Source organism: Buchnera aphidicola (Brachycaudus tragopogonis) (genome assembly GCF_964059175.1).
In the GTDB taxonomy this organism is placed as follows: domain Bacteria; phylum Pseudomonadota; class Gammaproteobacteria; order Enterobacterales; family Enterobacteriaceae; genus Buchnera; species Buchnera aphidicola_BM.
Window position 1 is genome coordinate 519,803 of the sequence record NZ_OZ060418.1, and the last position, 23,087, is coordinate 542,889.

The following is a 23,087-nucleotide window of genomic DNA, read 5'->3' on the forward strand; positions in this document are numbered from 1 at the left end:
TATTATTTCTCCACCTTAGCATTTTTTATTAAAATTTTATTAATAGGATATGAATGTATATTTTGAATAGTTTTTATAGAATATTTATTGATAATATGATTAAATAAATCTTCTTTAACATTAGAAAAATATTCTACAGGATGATTATCATTTGGCATAGATATTGTATTAAAAATCTTCATTGTATTTAATACTTTAGAAGACGTTTTAATTTTTTTCAACCAATTCAAAAAAATATCATTTTGTAGCACAGATATTGCAGAAAACTTCATGTTAGAAAACCCTCGACCACTGTAATTAGATGATATACCTTTATATTCTCCTGGACTATTAGAAATTAAATTTAAAGTTGTTGCCATACCAGGCATAGCATATATTTGACTTCCTAAAGCAGGAATAAAAAAAGAATTCATAACAGAATTAGAAGTAATGCGAAACAATACAGGTCTATTCACGGGAAACATAATTTCATTAATTGTTGCAACATGATAATCTGGATAAATAAATAACCATTTCCAATCTAAAGCAATAGCATCTATTTTAATAGGTTTATAAAAAGATGCTATAGATTTTTTTGGTTCTAATTTATGAGTATAATTCCAAGATAAAAATGCTAAAAAAGAAATAATTAAAATAGGAATCGTCCAAACAACTATTTCTATTTTTTTTGAATCACACCAATTAGGCTTATATATCTGATTTGTATTAGTTGCACGATACTTAATCGAAAAATAAATAGTCATAAAAATTACAGGAATAACAACTAATAACATCATAAAAAATGATATAGAAATTAAAGAACATTCTTCTATAGCAATTAATCCATGAGGTTTTAATAAAAAACTATCGCATCCATTCAGTCCAAAAAACGTTAAAATTAATAATAATATTTTAAAGAAATTGTTATAGTTTAAAAAACTCATTTAAAAAACCTCAATATATAATATATTATTAGATAATATTAATTAAAAGATTAAAAAAATACTGTAAAATATTTTTTAAAAATTATAATTTTTATTATATTTAATAATTTTTGAAACAATTGAATTATTTTTGAAAAATTGATAAAATTTAAAACATAAAACTATTTTTTTAAAATAAAATTTCTTGACAATATTAAAATTAAAAAAACTATAATATCACCTTAAAAAAATTCAATTAAACAGGAAACAATTCCATTTAATGATTCTAGATAAAATAAAAAAACGCTTAACTTCTGAAATGAATATAAGTTTTATTTCTATTCAAGACCATAGCTCACTTCATAAGCATTTACAACAAGGTTTAACACATTTACAGATAATCATTATTAGCGACGATTTTATTAATAAAACATTTATAAATAGACATCGTATTATTTTTTCAATTTTATCAAAAATAACAAAAGAAAAAATATATTCAATAACATTGTATACTTATACACTTATTGAATGGGATTACAAAAAAAATAAAAAAATCATTATTACTAATTGTTTAAAAAAATAAGATAAATATCTAAAACCTACTAATAATAATTTATAAAAATATATTTTCGCAAAAAAAATCAAGAATAACTGTTTGGTATAAAACATTAATATAAAAAAATATTGCTAAAAATTTTTAAAATATAGAATCTCTAAAAGATATTGATAAAAATAATTTTTGAGGTAATAAAAATGAAATTTTTTATGGAAAAAAACAAAGATGCAGGTCATCGTGTTACAATTAACATTCCTAAAGATACTGTTAATTATGCAATGATTACAGAACTGACAAAAATTAGTAAAAAAACGAACATTAATGGATTTAGAAAAGGAAAAATTCCCCTTAAAATCGTACAAGAAAAATATGGTGAAACAGTTTATTATGATGTATTTAAAGAACTAATGCAAAAATTTTTTTATGAATTTATTAAAAAAGAAAAAATAAAAATTATTGGTTTTCCAAAATATTATATGCATCAACAGCAAGATAAAAAAAAAGAAGATTTTGAGTATTCTGTGGTCTATGAACTATATCCAAAATTTGAAATAAAAGATATTAAATTCATCAAAGCAACAAAAATCAATGTAAAAATTACCGATGATGATATCAAAAAAAAAATAGCAGAATATACAACAAATAATAGTCTTTGGAAAACAGTTAATGGACCAATTAAAGCCTATGATCGTATAACTATTGACTATAGTGTTTATGAAAAAAGAAAAAAAATAGATAAATTTGATAGAAAGAACACAATATTTATTGCATCTAATAACACACTTTTATCTATTTTAAATCATAAGATAATAAATCATTATATTAATGATATTATATTTTTTAAAATAAAATTTCATTCATTTCATCCAGAAAAAGAATTACAAAATAAAGACATAACATTTAAAATTAAAATAATACGCATTGAGAAAAAAGAACCAACAGAATTAGAAAAGACTCAAACAAGCAATCAAAAAAAAGTATTAAGCGAACTATATTATAAAAATATAAAAGATAATATTAACGCTCAGATCAATAAAACAACTCAAACATACTTAGAAAAACAAATCATAGAAGAAATAATCAAAAAAAAATCTATATTAATACCTCCAATTTTGTTAACAGAAGAAGTAGAAATTTTATATCAACAAAAAAAAGAAGAATACAAAAAATACAATCATAATATCTTAGAAAGAGAATATTATAGAAATCTTCATGTACAAGCGAAAAAAAGATTATATATTAAAATAATTATAGAAAAAATTATTTCTGAAAATCAATTTATAGAAAATGAAAAAAATATGCAAAAATTAATTAAAGAAATATCTTTAAACTATAAAAAACCATTAGAAATTATTCATTTATATAATAAAAATAAAAATTTAAAGAATACAATAAAAAGCATTGACTTAGAAAATCAAGCTATACGTTGGCTTATAAAAAATATTGAAATCACTAAAAAAAATTGGACTTTTGACGAATATATAAATTATAAATGGGAAAATAATGAAGAAGATTTTATAGAATGTTAAAAGTATTCACTTCGAATGTTTTCCTTAAAAACTTAAAATTTTTTTAATATATTCATATTTTCATTTAAAATTGTCATATAATATAAAAAAATCATTAAATAAAATATTTATTTTTCAAAAAAATAAGTATTTTTGGGAATAAAAAATGTTACATAGTCATAGTAAAAAAAATATTAAAAATTCTTATTCAACGTTAATTCCAATGGTCATCGAACAACATTCCAGAGGAGAGCGTTCATATGACATATATTCACGACTATTAAAAGAGCGAATCATTTTTATAACAGGTACCATTGAAGATGGTATGGCAAATAATATTGTAGCTCAAATATTATTTTTAGAAGCTGAAAACCCAAAAAAAGATATATTTTTATATATTAATTCTCCAGGAGGTGTTATTACATCAGGCATGTCTATTTATGACACGATGCAATTTGTTAAACCAGATATTAGTACTATTTGTATAGGACAAGCATGTTCTATGGCAGCTTTATTATTAACATCTGGCAAAAAAGGAAAAAGATTTTGTTTGCCGAATTCAAAAGTTATGATCCATCAGCCATTAGGTGGATATCAAGGACAAGCTTCAGATATTGCAATTCACGCACGAGAAATAACGAAAACGAAAAAAAAATTAAATAAATTAATGTCATATCACACTGGTCAATCTATAAAAAAAATAAATAAAGATACGGAACGTGATTGTTTTTTATCATCAGATGAATCTATTAAATACGGATTAATTGATTCTCTTTTAACTCATCGTTAATAAAATATCGAAGTCATATATCTTTTATAGCATATTCTATTTTTTAAAAAATACATAGAAAAATCTATTTACTCAAAAAATATAAAAAAATTGTAATCAGCGTACAAAAGAGGTTAAAGCATGACAGATAAGAGTAAAGATGATTCTAAAAAACTTCTTTATTGCTCTTTTTGTGGAAAAAATCAAAAAGAAGTAAAAAAATTAATAGCTGGTCCAACAGTGTATATATGTGATGAATGTATAAGATTATGTAATGATATTATCACTGAAGAAACTATCACAAATAGAACAACAGAACAAGATAATAAAATCAATTATTTACCTACACCACAAGAAATTAAAAAACATCTTGATAATTATGTAGTTGGACAAGATTATACAAAAAAAGTATTGTCTGTGGCTGTTTATAATCATTATAAGCGTCTTCGCAACTTTAATAAAAATACAGATTCAGTTGAACTAGGTAAAAGTAACATTTTATTAATCGGACCCACTGGTAGTGGTAAAACATTATTAGCCCAAACTTTAGCTAAATTATTAGATGTACCATTTACTATTGCTGATGCAACTACTCTAACTGAAGCAGGATATGTAGGAGAAGATGTTGAAAACGTTATACAAAAACTATTACAAAAATGCAAGTATAATGTAAAAAAAGCAGAATTAGGTATTATTTATATAGATGAAATAGATAAAATTTCAAGAAAATCTGATAATCCTTCTATTACTAGAGATGTATCTGGAGAAGGAGTTCAACAAGCTTTATTAAAATTAATTGAAGGAACGCTAGCGTCTGTCCCCCCTCAAGGAGGTCGAAAACATCCACAACAAGAATTTTTACAAGTCAATACTTCAAATATTTTATTTATCTGTGCAGGTGCATTTTCAGAATTATCTAAAATTATTTCTAAAAGGCTTAGTACGCGAACAGAAATAGGTTTTAACGCTACTATTAAGAAATCCAAACAAGAAATATCAGAAGATTCATTATTAAAAAAAGTACAGCCTAAAGATTTAATAAAATTTGGATTAATTCCAGAGTTTATTGGTCGTTTACCAATTATTGCTATATTAAATGAATTAACCGAAGATGCATTAGTTAAAATACTCTGCCAACCTAAAAACGCTTTAATTAAACAATATCAAACATTATTTCATTTAGAAAAAGTAGAACTTGAATTTGACAAAAAATCTATCACAGCCATTGCAAAAAAAGCACTGAATAAAAAAACAGGTGCAAGAGGACTAAGATCTATTATTGAAAATGTTTTATTAGATATTATGTATGAATTACCATCTATGATTAATGTAGAAAAAGTATCAATTAACGAATCAGTAATTCATTCTAATACATCGCCAAAAATAATATATGGAAAAAACAAATCAAAAAAAGCATCAGGTGAATAAAAAAAGACATCCGATGATCTAAAAAATAAAAAAACACTTTTTTTATTTTGTCAAACACTTAACATTAAATATTAAGCGACTATCCCGATATACTTGACTAATGATAGATGTAACTGCATTTTTTATTACATCTTGCAGTTTTAAATAAATAATAGCGGAAATTTTCAACTAAGAGAGAGCTCTATGAATTCTGAGCGTTCTGAACGCATTAAAATCCCCGTCTTACCATTAAGAGATGTAGTTATATATCCTCATATGGTAATTCCATTATTTGTAGGTCGTAAAAAATCAATTAAATGCATTGAAACCTCTATGGATAATGATAAAAAAATTATGCTAATTGCACAAAAAGAAGCATCTAAAGATGAACCTACTGCAAATGATTTATTTAATATTGGAACTATTAGTTCAATTTTGCAAATGTTAAAATTACCAGATGGTACGGTAAAGGTACTGGTGGAAGGATTACAACGTGCTTTTATTAAAAACTTAACAAATAATGGAGAACATTTTATTGCAGAAGTAGAATTAATTATTTCCCCTACGATTTTAGACAAAGAGCAAGAAGTATTAATTCGTACAACAATCAATCAATTTGAATCGTACATTAAACTTAATAAAAAAATTCCATCAGAGATATTAAACACTCTAAATAATATTACAAGCTCAGAAAAACTAGCAGATACTATTGCTGCACACATGCCATTAAAATTAAATGATAAGCAATCAGTTTTGGAAATACATAATATAAACGAAAGATTAGAATTTTTAATGGCTATTATGGAAACAGAAATAGATTTACTACAGGTAGAAAAAAGAATTAGAAATCGTGTCAAAAAACAAATGGAAAAAAGTCAAAGAGAATACTATTTGAATGAGCAAATGAAAGCTATTCAAAAAGAACTTGGCGATATGGATGAAATTCCTGATGAAAATAAAATATTGAAAAGAAAAATCAAAGCATCAAAAATGCCAAAAGAAGCAAAAGAAAAAACAGAATCAGAACTTAAAAAATTAAAAATGATGTCGCCTATGTCAGCAGAAGCAACAGTAGTACGTAGTTATATTGACTGGATGATACAAGTGCCTTGGCATATTAGGACAAAAATAAAAAAAGATATTCGACAAGCTAAAAAAATTCTTGATATCGATCATTTTGGATTAGAAAAAGTTAAAGATAGAATCTTAGAATATTTAGCAGTACAAAGTCGAAAAAATAAAGTTAAAGGTCCTATTTTATGTTTGATTGGCCCACCAGGTGTTGGAAAAACATCATTAGGAAAATCTATTGCCAGATCTACAGGTAGAAAATATGTAAGAATGGCTTTAGGAGGCATAAGAGATGAAGCAGAAATCAGAGGTCATAGACGTACATACATAGGATCTATGCCCGGAAAATTAATTCAAAAAATGGCTAAAGCAAAAGTAAAAAATCCATTATTTTTATTAGATGAAATTGATAAAATGTCTTGCGATATAAGAGTAGATCCAGCTTCTGCTTTATTAGAAGTATTAGATCCAGAACAAAATGTAACTTTTAACGATCATTATCTAGAAGTAGACTATGATTTGTCAGACGTTATGTTCGTAGCAACATCAAATTCTATGAATATACCAGCACCATTACTAGATCGCATGGAAATAATTCGTCTTTCTGGTTATACTGAAAATGAAAAATTAAATATAGCAAAACGCTATTTGTATCCTAAACAAATAGAAAGAAATGCATTAAAAGAAGATGAATTAACCATTACTGATTCTGCAATAATTAGTATTATTCAGTATTATACTCGTGAAGCAGGAGTACGTAGCCTAGAACGTGAAATTTCTAAAATATGTCGAAAAGTAGTAAAAAATTTATTATTAGACAAATCTTTAAAAAAAATTGAAATAAACAGCTTAAATTTAAAAAAATATTTAGGAGTTAAACGTTTTGATTACGGAAAAATTAATATTCAAAATCAAATTGGACAAGTTATTGGATTAGCATGGACAGAAGTTGGCGGAGAATTACTGACAATTGAAACAGCATGCGTCTCAGGAAAAGGAAAACTTACTTATACAGGTTCTTTAGGTGAAGTAATGCAAGAATCGATTCAGGCAGCACTTACTGTAGTACGATCTCAAGCTGAAAAATTAGGTATTAAAAAAGATTTTTATGAAAAACATGATATTCATGTTCATGTTCCTGAAGGTGCAACACCAAAAGATGGGCCTAGTGCTGGTGTAGCCATGTGTACAGCTATTGTTTCATCATTGACAAAAAATCCTGTTAAATCCAATGTTGCAATGACAGGAGAAATAACATTACGTGGACAAGTTCTACCTATTGGAGGACTAAAAGAAAAACTATTAGCAGCACACCGTGGAGGCATTAAAATTGTCTTAATACCATATGAAAACAAACGTAATTTAGAAGAAATACCTCAAAATATTATCGAAGGATTGATGATACATCCGGTAAAACATATTGAAGAAGTGTTAAGTTTAGCATTAGAAAAAATTCCTTATGTTTTAAAAAGAACAAACGATATTATATAGATAAAAAAATTTGGCTGACAAAGACATTGTCAGCCTTTATATTTAGAAATCATTGATAATATTTCTTATATTATATAATATCAAAAATATCTAGGATCATCATATGATGACAAAATATTTAAAATTAGCACCAAAAAAAATAATAGTAAAATGTATTCTGGGTGTAATTATTTTATCCTTAATATTTAGTACTATGAACATTTATTTTAATCAAGATTCAGAAAAATATATAGCAACAGTAAATGGTGAAAAAATTAGTTTTGAACTTTTACAAAAAATGTATTTAATAGAAAAAGAAAGACAAAAAACAATATTAGGAAAACATTTTTTTGAGTTAAGTCATAAAAAAAAATTTATTAAGGAAACATATAATTATGTTTTATCTCAAATAATTAATAATATTCTTTTAGAGCAGTATGTAAAAAAAATGCAACTTCAAGCCAATGAATTCCAAATAAAAGAAATAATATTAAATTCACCTATGTTTCAAAAAAATAAAACGTTTAATAAAGAAAAATATTTTAATTATCTTGCTTCTATGAATTTAACTAATTATGAATATATCAATATAATTAAAACAAAAATCAATACTGAAAATTTAATAAAAATAATTTCCAATACTAATTTTATTTTAAAAGATGAACAGAAAAAAATTATAGAATTATTATCGCAAAAAAGAACAATTAAAAAAGCTATATTAAAAATTGATTCTGCTGTTGACAAGCAAAAGGTCAGTAATATAGAAACAGAAACATATTTCAATCAACACAGAAACGATTTTTATATTCCAGAAAAGTTTAAAATTAGTTTTGTACAATTAAATCCAAAAAATTTTAAAACTGATTGTAGCAAAGAAGAAATTCATGAATGGTATCTAAAAAATATTAATAGATATTCAACAAAAGAAAAAAGAAGATATAGTATTATTCAAATAAAAGATAAACATAAAGCAGAATTACTATTATCTCAAATAAATAAAAAACCTGAAGATTTTTCAAAAATAGCTAAGGAGCAATCTACGGATCCCGTTTCATCAGAAAAAGGCGGAGACATTGGATGGATTTCTACAGATTTAATACCAGATGAAATTAAAAACATCAATTTAAATAAAAAAAATGCTTTATCTGGCATAATACCATTTAAAAATGAATTTTTAATTATTAAATTAGAAGAAATTTCAATTGGCAAGAAAAAAAAAATAAAAGAAGTATATAACATCATTAAACAAGAAATAAAAAATCAAAAATCATTAAATTTATATTATAAATTAAAAAATAAAATATCTAGTCTGATTAAAAAAAATCCCAATCAATTTAATTTAATACTGAAAAAAAGTAATATTTCTGCAGAAAAAACTGATTGGTTTGACAAATATTCTGTTCCTAAAGAATTAAATATCGCTCCTTTAAAAAAAGTAATTTTTAATACAAAATTAATTAAAAAAAATAATAAAATACAATCATACGTATATTTTATTGTTTTAAAAAACAATAAATCTTTTTTAATTAATATTAAAGATTTTCAAAATAAAAAAATTCAAGAATTTAAATATGCTAAAAACAATATTATAAAAAAAATAAAAATTATAAAAGCAATAAAAGAAACTAAAAAAATAGCAGAAAATATCATTTTAGATCTTAAAAAAGATAATACAAATTTATTTAAAAAATCACATTTATATTTTGAAAAAACAGAAAATCTATCTCGTTACGATGAAACACCTATTACATCAATAGTTTTTTCTTTACCACATCCACAAAAGGGAAAAAAAATATATACTTTATATCAAGATCAAAACAAAAATTTTGTAATTATATGTCTTGAAAAAATTTATAATAAAGATTTCTCTGAAAAAGAAAAAAATATTATTATTGAATATTTAGAAAAAAACAATACTGAAAACATTTTTAATTCTCTTCTTCATAGCTTACATAAGAAATCAATAATTAAATATAAAAAAAATTAAAGCAATATAAATTTATTAAACAAAGTTATTCGATGTATTTTTTTAATAAAAACGAATAACTTTATAAAAAAATATAAAAGATATTTACAATAATTTTATTTTTTTCTTAAGAGTTTCCATATAATAAGAAGGATTTAATTTCCATGTATCAAAACCTTTTTTTCGAATTATACAAGAACGACATTTTTTACAACCTTGTCCTTGAATACCATTATAACAAGTAACAGTATCATTTAAAATGATATCAACTGCATTCCAATAATCTGATAAGGCCCATATTTCTGATTTATTAAGATTAATTAGAGGTGTGATAAAATTAATATTACAATTTATACCTATTCTAACAACTTTATTTATTTTTTTAATAAAACTTTCTGTGCAATCTGGATAACCAGAAAAATCAACTTCATTAACACCTAAAGCTATATTATTGATGTTATGAGTATAAGCATATATAGAAGATAAAATTAAAAACAAAATATTACGACCAGGAACAAATGTACTAGGAAGAAAAGAGTTTAATGGATGCATACTATTAATTGAAATATTTTTGTTCATTAAGCTGCTTATAGATATATCTTGTAAATACTTAATATCTAGAACTACATGATTTGTAATTCCTAGTTTTTTTGATATCAAAAGAGAAGATTCAATTTCAGTTTTATGTAATTGTTCGTAATCAAATGTTATGCAATGAACTTCTTCACATATATGCGTATAATGTATTAAACAAGTTGTTGAATCTTGTCCACCACTGAAAACTACTAATATTTTTTTCATTTTTTTATAAGTTACGACTTTTAAATATTATATTTTTTTACTAAATTAAATTTAGTATCGAATGTAGATAAGAAAGTCTGTTGTAAAAATATTTTTTATATTATCACATAAAATACAATTATTTTTTACTAAAATTTTTTGTAGTTTATAAAAAATATAGTATTAAAAATAATTTTATAAAACTTTAACTTTTAGGATTTTTTTGTGAAATTGTTCAATCAATTAAAATGGTTTTTTACACGGGAATGGAAACGATATTCAGGAGCAGTTTTATTATTAATAATAATTGCTATTTTACAATTATTACCACCAAAGATAGTTGGCATTTTAATAGATTTAATTATTAAGGAAAAAATGCATGGAATTCAAATATTACCTTGGATTTCAATTATTCTCTTAGTAGCCATTATTGTATATATATTACGTTATTTATGGAGAATACTCTTATTTGGTGCTTCTTACCAATTAGCAACAGAACTTCGCGTTAAATTTTATTCTTACTTAAGTCAACAGAGTGAAAAATTTTTTTTAAAAAATAGAACTGGAGATCTAATTGCAAGAGCAACAAATGATGTTGATCGAGTAGTTTTTGCAGCAGGAGAAGGCGTTTTAACATTTGTAGATTCATTAGTTATGGGGTGTTCTGTTTTAATAGTCATGAGCACTCAAATTAGTTTGTTATTAACAGTTGTTTCTTTAATACCAATGCCTATCATGGCTATTTTAATTAAAAAATACGGAAAAGAACTACATGATACTTTTCGTCATGCTCAATCTGCCTTCGCTACATTAAATAATCAAACACAAGAGATATTAACTAGTATTCGTATGATTAGAGCATTTGGATTAGAAAAAAATCAATCTAATAAATTTAATATTGTTGTAAAAAATACAGGAAAAAAAAATATGGAAGTAGCAAAAATAGATGCTCGTTTTGATCCAGTAATTTATTTAGCAGTAGCTTTTTCTAATTTATTGGCTGTTATGGAAGGGAGTTGGTTAGTATGGAATAATCAAATCACCATAGGTCAATTAACTAGTTTTATTATGTATCTTGGATTAATGATTTGGCCAATGTTAGCACTGGCATGGATGTTTAATATAGTTGAAAGAGGCAGTGCTGCTTGGGACAGAATATACTCAATCATCAATAAAAAATTATATATTCAAGATGGAAATAAAACACTTCCATCTTCTCCTAGTACATTAAAAGTTAATATTAACACGTTTTTTTATCCGAAAAACAACATTCCATCTTTAAAAAATATAAATATTATTTTAGAACCAGGAAAAACTTTAGGTGTTTGCGGCCCTACAGGGTCTGGAAAAAGCACTTTGTTGAAAATTATCCAACGACAATTTAATATTACAAAAGGTAATATTATTTATCATTCTGTACCGTTATCAGAATTAAAAATTGATACTTGGAGAAGTCGAATATCAGTTGTTAATCAAAGTTCTTTTTTATTTTCAGAAAGTATTGCAAATAATATTTCTTTAGGAAATCCTAATGCATCTCAGAAAGAAATTGAAAAAATGGCAAAATTAGCTGATATACACAAAGACATTATACAGTTTAAAAAAGGATATGACACTCAAGTAGGAGAGCGTGGAGTAATGCTATCTGGAGGTCAAAAACAACGAATTTCTATTGCACGCGCATTATTATTAAATTCAGAAATATTAATACTAGATGATGCACTATCTGCAGTGGATAGTCAAACAGCAAACAATATATTAAAAAACATTAATAAATGGCAAAAGAATGGACATTCTTTAATTGTTACAGCGCATCGTTTATCTACATTAATGAATTCAGATGAAATTATAGTTATAAAAAATGGTTTAATTATACAAAGAGGAACACATTTACAATTAATCAAAGAAGAAAATTGGTATAAATCTATGTATTTTTGTCAAAAATTAGCAATAGAACTTAAGGACAACTAAAAAACAGGTGAAAAATTTATAACATGGATCATTTAATTGAGTTTTGGCCAATTTTGAAAAGATTGCTATTGTACGTTTTTCCTTTTAAAAAATCATTAATATTAGCATTTGTTTTACTTGTAAGTGGATCAATATCAGAAGTTTTAGGACCTGTTCTAATAAGTTATTTTATTAATAATGTTTTATCTAAGCATCAATTAAATTTTAAAATAATATTTATTATCATTGTGATATATATAACATTACAAATATTATCAGTATTTTTTAATTATTTTCAAAGTGTTTTATTTAATAAAATAGCAGTAAAAATTATTAATAAATTGCGTCAAGATGTAATGTATGCTGCATTAAGACAACCTATCAGTCAATTTGATTCTCAACCTATTGGTCAAATGATTTCAAAAGTAACAAATGATACTGAAGCAGTAAAAGAATTATATGATACAGTGGCACCTACTTTATTTCGTAGTATTACACTAATTTTAATTATATTGTTCGCGATGTTTAGTTTAGAATGGCATATGGCAATAATAGCTTTTCTTATTATACCATTAGTTATTACAGTGATGTTAATTTATCAATATTATAGTACTCCACTTTTAAGAAAAGTTCGATATTATCTAGCTGACATAAATAATAAATTTAATGAAAACATTAATGGAATTAATGTCATTCAGCAATTTCGACAACAAAATAGATTTAAAGAACACATAAAAAAAAGCAGTGAATTACATTATATAGCACGTATGAAAATATTAAAACTAGATGGTTTTTTATTAAGACCATTATTAAGCTTATTATCTGCTTTTGCATTATGTAATTTTATATTTTTATTTAGTTATATTTCTATTGGGGCTTTTGAAGTAGGTATACTATATGCATTTATTACCTATCTTGGAAGACTTAATGAACCTTTGATTGCTATTACTATCCAACAAGCTGTATTGCAACAATCTATTGTTGCAGGAGAAAGAATATTCTCACTTATAGATTCACCAAAACAAAAATATGGAATAAATAAAAAAACATTAACAAGTGGTAAAATATATATTAAAAATGTTAGTTTTAGTTATAAAAAATCAACAAAAAATATACTGGAAAATATTAATCTCAATATTCCCTCTAAAAATTTTGTTGCGTTTGTAGGACAGACCGGTAGCGGGAAAAGTACTTTAGCAAATTTGTTAATGGGATATTATCCTATAAAAACAGGTAAAATATATTTAGATGAAAAATCTATTGATTCAATAAGTCATTCTGTTTTAAGAAAGAACATACTTATGGTACAACAAGATCCAATCATTCTTTCAGATACTATATTTGAAAATATAACATTAGGAAGAAAAATTTCTGAAGAACAAGTGTGGAAAATATTAGACACCGTATCTCTTACATCTTTGGTAAAATCTATGCCAAAAGGAATTTATTCTATATTAAGAGAAGAAGGTAATAATTTATCTGTAGGTCAAAAACAATTATTAGCGATTGCTAGAACATTAGTTGTACGTCCTAAAATACTTATTTTAGATGAAGCAACTGCTAATATTGATTCTGGAACAGAACAACTAATTCAAAAGACATTATTTTCTATACGAAAAAATTCTACATTAGTTGTTATTGCTCATAGACTTTCAACAATTATTGCAGCAGACTTAATTGTAGTATTAAAAAATGGAAGAATTATTGAACTTGGTACACATGAACAATTACTTAAAAAAAGAGATGTTTATTGGAAAATGTATAAATTTCAATTATATAAAATTTAGGAGAATCTGTTAGCTTTATCAAAACACCTGTATTAGCTGATGTGGCTGCTTCTTTCCAGATCTGACCAAATATTCAATTTTACAGTGTTTGGAGCTAACAGAAAACTCCATTTTATACATTAAAATCAGAATTTATATTTTATAGATAAAACTAGAAATTTACAACTAATATTTATAAAATAAATAACAGTACTTTCATAATACTACGAATATTGATAGCATAGTCTTTTTATAAAAAAAATACATTATCTTATATGAGTCATCATGAATTATCAAATATTAGCAAGAAAATGGCGTCCACAATCCTTTCAAGAAGTAATTGGTCAAAAACATATTGTCACTGCTATATCTAATGAATTATCTTTACTCCGTATTCATCATGCATGGTTGTTATCTGGCACTAGAGGAATTGGAAAAACAACTATTGCTCGATTATTGGCTAAAAGTTTAAATTGTCAAAAAGGTATTACATCAAATCCTTGTAGGAAGTGTATTATTTGTCAAGAAATAGAAAAAGGATTATGTCTAGACTTCATTGAAATAGATGCAGCTTCTCGGACAAAAGTAGAAGATATGCGAGAAATGTTAGATAATATTTATTATGCTCCGACTAAAAGTCGCTTTAAAATATATTTAATCGATGAAGTTCATATGCTTTCGCGTCATAGTTTCAATGCGCTACTTAAGACACTGGAAGAACCTCCTAAGCATATTAAATTTATTTTAGCAACTACAGATCTGGAAAAAATACCTAAAACTATAACTTCTCGTTGTTTATCTTTTCAATTAAAAATTCTTTCTGAAGAAAATATTTTCAATCTATTAAAATATATTCTAACAATAGAATCAATTAAGTTTGATATAGATTCGTTAAAAAAAATATCCCATCATGCTAAAGGAAGTATAAGAGATGCACTTAATTTATTAGAACATGCTATAAATTTAGGAAATGGAAAAATTAATATAAAAGATATTGTAGAAATGTTAGGTCTTCCTTCTGAAGGATACTCTTTTTTATTAACTCATGCAATTCTAACAAAAAATGCAAAAAAAACAATGTATATATTAAATAAAATAAGTAATATAGGAGTAGAATGGGAAGAAGTTTTAATAGAAATTTTGCATTTTTTATATCATATTTCTATGTCACAATCTTTTCCATTAACATGGCAAGAAAGTATTACTGGAAATTATAAAAATAAAATTCAAAAAATAGCAAAAAGTATAGATAAAAATCAAATCCAATTGTGTTATCAGATCATAATAAATGGAAGAAGAGAATTAAAATTTTCTCCCAGTCAAAAAATAGGAGTAGAAATGACTTTACTACGTGCTATCAATGTAATATAAAAAAATATTCCAGAAAAATAAAGAAAAAATGTATAAATAATATAAGAAACACATTCATTCTACATTTTATATACAACAAAAATGACAAATAAAAATATCAAAAATAAAACATATCAAAAAACAATCAGTCAAAATAATATTTCACCAGAAACAATTGTTTTATTAAAAAACAGATATGAATTATTAATAAAAAAAAATAAAAATATGTCAATTAAAAAAGACATAAAAACAATGAAATGTAAAAAAGTAGATTTTGAATCCAAAAATTTTTTTTATAAATTAAATATATTTAAAGATACTAATAATATAAAAATTTTAAAAAAAATTAAAGAAATAGATCCTTGGTATGCAAAAATATGTCAATTAAACAAGTTATCAAAAATAGCTGAGCAGTTAGCAATCAATACTTTTTTTAAAAATACCTTATCATGTTGGTACCTATATTTAATTAATACTAATAATCATTTAATCAAACATAATGCATGGACTATATTAAAAGAAAATCTTCACAGTATTACTAAAAAAAGAGTTAAATTAATTATTAAAAAAAAAGATGTACAAGACAGATTAACTCCTTATCAATGGTTTAAAAAAATATACACAGAAAAAATATCAAAAGAATATTTATTATTAATAAATGATCCTAATGTCCAATTCTTAAAAAAACAATTTGATATAGAATGTCAACAAAAAAATATTGATTTTATTTAGTTTTAAATCAAAATAAAAAAATTAATGTTAATAACAGTGAGAATAATATGTTTACTAAAAATGGATTAGGAAATTTAATGAAACAAGCACAACAAATGCAAGAAAAAATGACTAAAATACAAGAAGAAATAGCAAAAATGGAAGTTACAGGAGAAGCTGGTGCTGGATTAGTTAAAGTGACTATTAATGGTGCACATAATTGCAGACGTGTCGAAGTAGATCCTAGTTTACTTCGCGATGACGATAAAGATATGCTAGAAGATTTAGCAGCTGCTGCTTTTAATGATGCAGCACGAAGAATATCTGAAGTTCAAAAAAAGAAAATGTCCGCTATATCTACAGGAATGCAACTTCCAAATGGTTTTAATATACCTGTATGAAAGTGAAAAAAAAATAATATAAAATTATGAAAATATTTTTTTATATAAAAACATCAAAATTTATATTATTTTGAAAAAATCGTTTTAATCTAAAAATATTATTATCATAATAAAAGAGGTATTTTATATGCAAACACAAAAAAAAGAAGTGTATAGTTTTCAATCCGAGGTAAAACAATTACTACATTTAATGATTCATTCATTATATTCTAATAAAGAAATTTTTCTACGAGAACTAATATCAAATGCATCAGATGCAATAGATAAACTACGATTTGAATCTATGTCCTCGCCAGAACTATATGAAAATGATAGTAATATGAAGATTCAAATATCTATTAACAAAGCTCAAAAAACACTTATCATTAGCGATAATGGTATCGGTATGACTCGAAAAGAGACGATTGATAATCTTGGTACAATTGCAAAATCAGGAACGAAGTCTTTTCTTCAATCTTTAGAAAAAAAACAGCATCAAAAAAATGAACTAATTGGAGAATTTGGAGTAGGATTCTATTCATCTTTTATTGTATCGGAAAAAGTTTCTGTAAGAACAAGATTTGCTGGAGCGAAACACAATGAAGGAACATTGTGGGAATCTTCAGGCGAAGGAGAATATAATATTACAAATATTATAAAAAAAACAAGGGGAACAGAAATTACTTTATTTTTAAAAAAAGGGGAAGAAGAATTTCTAGAAACCTGGCGTATTAAAAATATAATTAGCAAATATTCTGATCATATTACTGTACCAGTACATATTCAAAATTATGATGAAAAAAATAAAACTTACTTTTGGGAACAAATTAATAAAGCTAAGGCATTATGGACAATCAATAAATCTGATATTACAGAAGATGAATACAAAGATTTCTATAAAAATTTAACTAACGATCAAAATGGCCCTCTTGTATGGAGTCATAATAGAGTAGAAGGAAATCAAGAATATATTAGTCTATTATTTGTTCCTAAAAAAGCAGCATGGGATATATGGAATAGAGATAATAAACACGGTTTAAAGTTATATGTAAAACGCGTTTATATAATGGATAATTATCAAGAGTTTCTTCCTAATTATTTACGTTTTATAAGAGGATTAATTGATTCTAACGATTTACCTTTAAATATTTCTCGTGAAATACTACAAGACAATTCTATCACAGAAAATTTAAAAAAAGCATTAACTAAAAGATCGTTAAACATGCTTGAAAAATTATCAAAAAGTTCTAACGAAAAATATCAAACTTTCTGGGACCAATTTGGACTTATTTTAAAAGAAGGACCTGCAGAAGATCACGAAAACATAGAAAAAATTGCTAATCTTTTACGATTTGCATCTATGAAAAATAATAGTTCTAAACAAAATACATCGTTAAAAGAATACATAAAGAATATGGATTTAAAACAAGAAAAAATATATTATATTACTGCAGATAGTTATAAATCTGCAAAAAGTAGTCCTCATTTAGAACTATTTAACAAAAAAAATATTGATGTTCTGTTACTATCAGATCGAATTGATGAATGGATGATGAATTATCTTGTTGAATTTGAAGGAAAGAAATTTCAATCTATTAGCAAAGAAGATTTATCACTGAACAAACTAACAGAAGATAAAAAAATAAATAATAATGAACTTTCAACAGAAATAATTGAATTTTTAAAAAAAGCAAAAAAAATACTTGGAAATAAAGTAAAAGACGTAAGATTAACACATCGATTAACAGAAACGCCATGTGTTTTGTTAAGTGATTCTAATGAAATGACTACACAAATGGCTAAACTGTTTTCTGCAGCAGGACAATCTGTTCCTGAATTAAAATATATTTTTGAAATTAATCCAGAACATATATTAATAAAAAAAATTTCCTTAATTAATGATGAAAAACAATTACATGAATGGATTAAATTATTATTAGATCAAGCCTTATTAGCTGAAAAAGGTAATTTAGAAAATCCACATAAATTTATTTCTAGAATGAATAAATTACTTCTTGCACAATAAAAAATATGATTACTACTATTATAGTAGTAATCTTAAAACGAATTAACATATATTAAAAAATAAAATAAGAAATTATTATGCGAATTGTTTTATTAGGTGCACCTGGTACAGGTAAAGGAACGCAAGGAAAGTTTATTACAGAAAAATATAATATTCCAAAAATATCTACAGGTGATATATTACGAGAAAGTATATATTCTAAAGATGGAATAGGAAAAAAGATACAAAAAATAGTTCAAGAAGGAAAATTAGTTCCTGATAGAATAGTATGTAATTTAATAAGAAAAAGAATTCAAAAAAAAGACTGTGGTAATGGATTCTTACTAGATGGATTTCCAAGAACTATTGAACAAGCGTATTATTTAGAAACAAATAAAACAAACATAGATTGTGCTATAGAATTTATAGTACCATACCAATTAATATTAGAACGCATATCCGGCAGAAGAATACATATGCAATCAGGACGAATATATCATATAAAATTCTATCCACCAAAAACAAAAGATAAAGATGATATAACAGGAGAACCATTAATTATAAGAAAAGATGATCAAATAGAAAGTGTCAAAAAAAGATTAAAAGAATATAAAATAATGACTTATCCAGTAATCAAATATTATAAAAATAAAAAAAGATTAGGGAAACTTAAATTTTTTAAAATTGACGCTACTGATTCATCCTTAATTATTAAGAAAAAAATAGATATAATATTAAAAAATAATTTTATTTTATAAAATAGAGTCATTTTTTTGCGTTCTACAGGATTTGAACCTGTGACCTACGGCTTAGAAGGCCGTTGCTCTATCCAACTGAGCTAAGAACGCATAATAACAATTATATATCAAATAAAATTTAACATTAAAATAATATATATGCAACTAAAATAATATTTTTATAATGTTTACATATATTAAAATAATTTTTTATACTTTATTATTAAATAACACATTAAAAATTAATCGAGTTACTCAATAATGTCAGCAATAATTATAGATGGTAATAAAATAGCAAAAAAAATACAATTAAATATTTTAGAAAAAGTTAATCAAAGAAAAAAAAATGGAAAAAAAATACCTGGATTAGCAATGATTTTAGTTGGGGAAAATACACCTTCTAAAATTTATGTAGACAAAAAAAAAATAGCTTGTAAAAATGTTGGTTTTTTTTCAGAATGCTGGACTTTTCCAGAAAATGTTCATGAGATAGAAATATTAAATTTAATTAATCAATTAAATCAAGATAAAAAAATAGATGGAATTTTAATACAATTACCGCTTCCTAAGAAAATAAACTCTATAAAAATTTTGAGTAGCATTACACCGGATAAAGATGTAGACGGTTTTCATCCATACAATACAGGTTCTTTATGTCAAAGAACACCAAAATTGAGAGCATGCACACCGAAAGGTATTATAACAATGTTAAAATATAACAATATCAAAACTCATGGATTACATGCAGTAATGGTAGGAGCATCTAATATAGTAGGAAGACCAATGAGTCTAGAACTTTTATTAGCAGGTTGCACAACAACTGTAACACATCGATTTACTACCAATTTGAAAAAACATGTAGCACATGCAGATTTATTAATTGTAGCAGTTGGCAAACCTAAATTTTTAAAAGGAGAATGGATTAAAGATAAATCTATCGTGATAGACGTTGGAATCAACAGATTAAAAAATGGACGTATAGTAGGTGACGTAGATTTTGAAACAGCTTGTTTAAAAGCATCTTATATTACTCCTGTACCAGGAGGAGTTGGTCCGATGACTGTTGCAACTTTACTTCAAAATACATTAGAAGCATGTGAAAACTATCATGATATTTAAAATTATTACATAATTTTTAATTATTTTTTACGCCATATTGTTTTATGAGGTAAATCTTCTAAAACTATGTCTAAAGAAAGTAGTGTTTCTCTTAACTTATCTGCTTTTTCCCATGATTGGAATTTTCTTGCAATGTTTCGTTCAAAAATTAAAGATTCAATTTTTTTTACTATTGATTTATTTAATGTAGATTTTTTTTGTAAAAAATATTCTGGATCTTGTGATAATAAACCTAAAAAATTAGCTAAAGTCCGCAATACAAAAGACAGTTTATTTGTCATAGATATATTTTTTTGTATTTTTAAAATATTAATCGTGCTAGCTAGTTTAAAAAAAATAGAAAAAACCTTTGGAGTATTAAAATCATCATTCATTGCATTATAAAATTCTAATACAAAATCATTACCTTCTTCAACATTAGAATATGGATTAGTATTATATAATGCTGTATATAAATATTTTAATGAATTGTATGCTTGCTGCACACTCTTTTCAGAATAATAAATAGGATGTCGATAATGTGTTGAGAGAAAAAAATAACGCAATACTTCAGCATTATAATCTTTTAAAATATTTCTTAAAAGACAAGCATTACCTAGAGACTTAGACATTTTTTGTTTATTTACAATTACTACACCTGTATGCATCCAAAAATTTATTTTTGATTTATTATTTAAAGATATAGATTGAGATCTTTCATTTTCATGATGAGGAAAAAGAAGATCAGAACCACCTCCATGAATATCTATAAAATTATCAAAAAAAATATTAGTCATAGTACTACATTCAATATGCCAACCAGGACGACCTTTCCCCCATGGAGAATCCCAAGAATATTCTTCTTTTTTAGATTTTTTCCAAAGCATAAAATCTAAAGGATTATTTTTCATTTTATTCAATGGAACACGAAAACCAGATTGCAGTTTTTTTAAAGTTTGTCGAGATAAAGATCCATAACTATGATCACTATCTACAGAAAATATAACATCGCCATTACAATTGATATATGCATGTTTATTTTTTATTAGTTTCATAATTACTATAATAATATCATTAACATAATCTGTAACACGAGGTTCTTGATCAGGAGGTAAAATACCTAATGAAAAAAAATCTTGATTCATTTCTTTTATCATCGAATCAGTAAAAACATTAACATCAATATTATTTTCTATTGATTTCGAAATAATTTTATCATCAATGTCAGTAATATTACGAATATATTTTACGTGAAAACCAGAATGACGTAAATAACGAACCATCATGTCAAAAGCAACAAAAGTACGCCCGTGTCCAATATGACAAAAATCGTATACAGTGACACCACATACATATAAATTGATTTTGTTTTTTTTAATGGGTTTAAAAACTTCTTTTTTTCTAGTCAGCGTATTAAAAATTTTTAACATGATTTATATCCTAAAAAAAATATATTTTAAGAAAATAACATGAAATATGTTATTTTCTATATTATCAATGTGCTAAACTGATAAATTATTATGATTTATTAGAAGTTTGAATAAAAAAATGTCTTAAATATTTTTTAATATATTTTATAAATAAAAAAACTTATTTTTTTTTAAAAAAATAGAGTTTTTATTCACGTAATTATATAATATTTTAAAATTTCATCTAAAATTATGAAAAAATCTGGAATTAATGATGAAAACAAAATTAAGAGAAATGTTAACATTCCCTTGTTTTTTTACTTATAAGATTATTGGGTTAGCGCAACCCGAACTTATAGACCAAATAATAAAAGTCATTCAAATTCAGATTCCTGGAGATTATACACCTCAAGTTAAATCGAGCAACAGAGGCAACTATCTTTCTGTTTCTATTACAATATGTGCTAAAAATTTTGAACAAATCGAAATTCTATATCATGAAATTAGTAAAATTAATATAGTTAGAATGGTTTTATGAGAAAAACGTTTATTTTAATATAGTACAGCCCTATTAAAGAGCCGTACTATAAAGAACATAATTATGTTTATTAAAAACCATATTTATGCCCATATTTTTATAACATTAAATAATTTTTTACAAACTAACAACGTTAGCAGCAGATGGTCCTTTTGCTCCTTCAGTAATTTCAAACTCAACACTTTGACCTTCTGCTAAAGTTTTAAATCCATTACTTTGTATAGCTGAAAAATGTACAAATACATCTTTACTTCCATCTTCTGGAGTAATAAATCCAAAACCTTTAGATTCATTAAACCACTTAACATTACCTTTAATCTTGGACATCTAAATTACCTTCACATGAAAAAATATACTAAATTAAAAAAAAGATTAATACATAATTATTAATGATTTTTTATTTTAAAAACAAATATAAAAAATCATAATTTAAAAAAAAATTAAATTCTAAATAGATTAACATGTAAATCTATTGTTAGCTAGAAAGTAATTTATTTTAAATACAAAAAAACCCGAAAAAAATTTCGGGTTTTTTTTGCCTGGATTTTACCTACTCTCACACGGGGAGGCCCCGTACTACCATTGGCGTTGAAGCGTTTCACTTCTGAGTTCGGAATGGATTCAGGTGGTACCACTACACTATTTTTACCAGGCATTTTAATAAATTTAGTGTTATTAAAATACATTTATACAGTAATAAATTCAGTAAAACAA

General features: G+C 24.6%; 19 protein-coding genes, 1 tRNA gene, 1 rRNA gene and 1 other RNA gene. 15 read left to right on the plus strand and 7 right to left on the minus strand.

From position 1 onward, the window contains the following. Positions 1-2: 2 nt before the first annotated feature. A complete protein-coding gene (gene cyoA / locus AB4W64_RS02420) occupies positions 3-923 on the minus strand; it encodes a ubiquinol oxidase subunit II (RefSeq protein ID WP_367677906.1) in 921 nt (306 codons plus the stop codon). A 259-nt stretch (positions 924-1,182) separates the two neighbouring features. On the opposite strand from cyoA, the gene AB4W64_RS02425 reads away from it, so the two are divergent. The 6 genes from AB4W64_RS02425 to AB4W64_RS02450 all read left to right on the plus strand — a co-directional run bounded on the left by AB4W64_RS02425 (position 1,183) and on the right by AB4W64_RS02450 (position 9,670). Further along, positions 1,183-1,485 (plus strand): BolA family protein, encoded by a 303-nt coding sequence (locus AB4W64_RS02425; RefSeq protein ID WP_367677907.1) that lies wholly within the window; start codon positions 1,183-1,185, stop codon positions 1,483-1,485. Positions 1,486-1,655: 170 nt separating this feature from the next. Next, on the plus strand, positions 1,656-2,987 hold the full coding sequence (gene tig / locus AB4W64_RS02430) for a trigger factor (RefSeq protein WP_367677908.1): 1,332 nt from the start codon (positions 1,656-1,658) through the stop codon (positions 2,985-2,987). 145 nt (positions 2,988-3,132) lie between these two features. Next, the gene (gene clpP, locus AB4W64_RS02435) at positions 3,133-3,756 is read left to right on the plus strand and encodes an ATP-dependent Clp endopeptidase proteolytic subunit ClpP (protein ID WP_367677909.1); all 624 of its coding nucleotides are present in this window, start codon (positions 3,133-3,135) and stop codon (positions 3,754-3,756) included. Between the two features lie 120 nt (positions 3,757-3,876). Continuing rightward, positions 3,877-5,163 (plus strand): ATP-dependent protease ATP-binding subunit ClpX, encoded by a 1,287-nt coding sequence (gene clpX / locus AB4W64_RS02440; protein WP_367677910.1) that lies wholly within the window; start codon positions 3,877-3,879, stop codon positions 5,161-5,163. A gap of 183 nt (positions 5,164-5,346) precedes the next feature. Beyond that, on the plus strand, positions 5,347-7,704 hold the full coding sequence (lon, locus tag AB4W64_RS02445; protein ID WP_367677911.1) for an endopeptidase La: 2,358 nt from the start codon (positions 5,347-5,349) through the stop codon (positions 7,702-7,704). A 106-nt stretch (positions 7,705-7,810) separates the two neighbouring features. Beyond that, positions 7,811-9,670: a SurA N-terminal domain-containing protein gene (locus tag AB4W64_RS02450; RefSeq protein WP_367677912.1), complete on the plus strand. Its 1,860-nt coding sequence runs from the start codon at positions 7,811-7,813 to the stop codon at positions 9,668-9,670. Positions 9,671-9,754: 84 nt separating this feature from the next. Here the strand turns inward: AB4W64_RS02450 and queC are convergent, their stop codons facing one another. Further along, entirely contained in the window at positions 9,755-10,450 is a 696-nt protein-coding gene (queC, locus tag AB4W64_RS02455; RefSeq protein WP_367677913.1) for a 7-cyano-7-deazaguanine synthase QueC, read from the minus strand. Between the two features lie 204 nt (positions 10,451-10,654). Here queC and AB4W64_RS02460 point away from each other — a divergent pair, with 204 nt between their 5' ends. Next, a complete protein-coding gene (locus tag AB4W64_RS02460) occupies positions 10,655-12,400 on the plus strand; it encodes a SmdA family multidrug ABC transporter permease/ATP-binding protein (protein WP_367677914.1) in 1,746 nt (581 codons plus the stop codon). 23 nt (positions 12,401-12,423) lie between these two features. After that, positions 12,424-14,166, plus strand: coding sequence for a SmdB family multidrug efflux ABC transporter permease/ATP-binding protein (locus tag AB4W64_RS02465; protein WP_367677915.1), 1,743 nt, complete (start codon positions 12,424-12,426; stop codon positions 14,164-14,166). 4 nt (positions 14,167-14,170) lie between these two features. On the opposite strand, the gene ffs is transcribed toward AB4W64_RS02465, so the two are convergent. Next, an RNA gene (ffs, locus tag AB4W64_RS02470) (signal recognition particle sRNA small type) lies at positions 14,171-14,266 on the minus strand. Positions 14,267-14,430: 164 nt separating this feature from the next. Here ffs and dnaX point away from each other — a divergent pair. The 5 genes from dnaX to adk all read left to right on the plus strand — a co-directional run bounded on the left by dnaX (position 14,431) and on the right by adk (position 19,349). Next, entirely contained in the window at positions 14,431-15,516 is a 1,086-nt protein-coding gene (dnaX, locus tag AB4W64_RS02475) for a DNA polymerase III subunit gamma/tau (RefSeq protein ID WP_367677916.1), read from the plus strand. An 81-nt stretch (positions 15,517-15,597) separates the two neighbouring features. Continuing rightward, positions 15,598-16,227, plus strand: coding sequence for a DNA polymerase III subunit gamma/tau C-terminal domain-containing protein (locus tag AB4W64_RS02480; protein WP_367677917.1), 630 nt, complete (start codon positions 15,598-15,600; stop codon positions 16,225-16,227). A gap of 47 nt (positions 16,228-16,274) precedes the next feature. Then, positions 16,275-16,607 (plus strand): YbaB/EbfC family nucleoid-associated protein, encoded by a 333-nt coding sequence (locus AB4W64_RS02485; RefSeq protein WP_367677918.1) that lies wholly within the window; start codon positions 16,275-16,277, stop codon positions 16,605-16,607. Between the two features lie 127 nt (positions 16,608-16,734). Then, positions 16,735-18,612, plus strand: coding sequence for a molecular chaperone HtpG (gene htpG, locus AB4W64_RS02490; protein ID WP_367677919.1), 1,878 nt, complete (start codon positions 16,735-16,737; stop codon positions 18,610-18,612). A gap of 77 nt (positions 18,613-18,689) precedes the next feature. Further along, entirely contained in the window at positions 18,690-19,349 is a 660-nt protein-coding gene (gene adk, locus AB4W64_RS02495) for an adenylate kinase (protein ID WP_367677920.1), read from the plus strand. A 16-nt stretch (positions 19,350-19,365) separates the two neighbouring features. Here the strand turns inward: adk and AB4W64_RS02500 are convergent. Beyond that, a tRNA-Arg gene (locus AB4W64_RS02500) sits at positions 19,366-19,439 on the minus strand. Positions 19,440-19,589: 150 nt separating this feature from the next. Here AB4W64_RS02500 and folD point away from each other — a divergent pair. Continuing rightward, the gene (gene folD, locus AB4W64_RS02505) at positions 19,590-20,447 is read left to right on the plus strand and encodes a bifunctional methylenetetrahydrofolate dehydrogenase/methenyltetrahydrofolate cyclohydrolase FolD (protein ID WP_367677921.1); all 858 of its coding nucleotides are present in this window, start codon (positions 19,590-19,592) and stop codon (positions 20,445-20,447) included. 20 nt (positions 20,448-20,467) lie between these two features. Here folD and cysS read toward each other — a convergent pair whose 3' ends face one another. Then, positions 20,468-21,856, minus strand: a complete 1,389-nt coding sequence (gene cysS / locus AB4W64_RS02510; RefSeq protein WP_367677922.1) for a cysteine--tRNA ligase — start codon at positions 21,854-21,856, stop codon at positions 20,468-20,470. Positions 21,857-22,109: 253 nt separating this feature from the next. Between cysS and ybeD the strand changes: the two genes are divergently transcribed. Continuing rightward, positions 22,110-22,373 carry a DUF493 family protein YbeD gene (gene ybeD / locus AB4W64_RS02515; protein WP_367677923.1) on the plus strand — a complete coding sequence of 88 codons (264 nt, stop codon included), beginning with the start codon at positions 22,110-22,112 and terminating at the stop codon, positions 22,371-22,373. A 117-nt stretch (positions 22,374-22,490) separates the two neighbouring features. On the opposite strand, the gene cspE is transcribed toward ybeD, so the two are convergent. Together cspE and rrf are read right to left on the minus strand one after the other, a co-directional pair. Then, positions 22,491-22,700, minus strand: a complete 210-nt coding sequence (gene cspE, locus AB4W64_RS02520; RefSeq protein WP_025369112.1) for a transcription antiterminator/RNA stability regulator CspE — start codon at positions 22,698-22,700, stop codon at positions 22,491-22,493. Positions 22,701-22,910: 210 nt separating this feature from the next. Continuing rightward, positions 22,911-23,026: ribosomal RNA gene (gene rrf / locus AB4W64_RS02525) — 5S ribosomal RNA — on the minus strand. Positions 23,027-23,087: the final 61 nt, after the last annotated feature.

Coding starts and splice junctions, on each gene's coding strand:
- AB4W64_RS02425 (WP_367677907.1), top strand. CDS start 1,183: ATGATTCTAGATAAAATAAAAAAACGCTTAACTTCTGAAATGAATATA.
- queC (WP_367677913.1), bottom strand. CDS start 10,450: ATGAAAAAAATATTAGTAGTTTTCAGTGGTGGACAAGATTCAACAACT.
- lon (WP_367677911.1), top strand. CDS start 5,347: ATGAATTCTGAGCGTTCTGAACGCATTAAAATCCCCGTCTTACCATTA.
- ybeD (WP_367677923.1), top strand. CDS start 22,110: ATGAAAACAAAATTAAGAGAAATGTTAACATTCCCTTGTTTTTTTACT.
- adk (WP_367677920.1), top strand. CDS start 18,690: ATGCGAATTGTTTTATTAGGTGCACCTGGTACAGGTAAAGGAACGCAA.
- AB4W64_RS02450 (WP_367677912.1), top strand. CDS start 7,811: ATGACAAAATATTTAAAATTAGCACCAAAAAAAATAATAGTAAAATGT.
- htpG (WP_367677919.1), top strand. CDS start 16,735: ATGCAAACACAAAAAAAAGAAGTGTATAGTTTTCAATCCGAGGTAAAA.
- cspE (WP_025369112.1), bottom strand. CDS start 22,700: ATGTCCAAGATTAAAGGTAATGTTAAGTGGTTTAATGAATCTAAAGGT.
- cysS (WP_367677922.1), bottom strand. CDS start 21,856: ATGTTAAAAATTTTTAATACGCTGACTAGAAAAAAAGAAGTTTTTAAA.
- AB4W64_RS02465 (WP_367677915.1), top strand. CDS start 12,424: ATGGATCATTTAATTGAGTTTTGGCCAATTTTGAAAAGATTGCTATTG.
- tig (WP_367677908.1), top strand. CDS start 1,656: ATGAAATTTTTTATGGAAAAAAACAAAGATGCAGGTCATCGTGTTACA.
- clpX (WP_367677910.1), top strand. CDS start 3,877: ATGACAGATAAGAGTAAAGATGATTCTAAAAAACTTCTTTATTGCTCT.
- clpP (WP_367677909.1), top strand. CDS start 3,133: ATGTTACATAGTCATAGTAAAAAAAATATTAAAAATTCTTATTCAACG.
- cyoA (WP_367677906.1), bottom strand. CDS start 923: ATGAGTTTTTTAAACTATAACAATTTCTTTAAAATATTATTATTAATT.
- AB4W64_RS02485 (WP_367677918.1), top strand. CDS start 16,275: ATGTTTACTAAAAATGGATTAGGAAATTTAATGAAACAAGCACAACAA.
- AB4W64_RS02480 (WP_367677917.1), top strand. CDS start 15,598: ATGACAAATAAAAATATCAAAAATAAAACATATCAAAAAACAATCAGT.
- folD (WP_367677921.1), top strand. CDS start 19,590: ATGTCAGCAATAATTATAGATGGTAATAAAATAGCAAAAAAAATACAA.
- dnaX (WP_367677916.1), top strand. CDS start 14,431: ATGAATTATCAAATATTAGCAAGAAAATGGCGTCCACAATCCTTTCAA.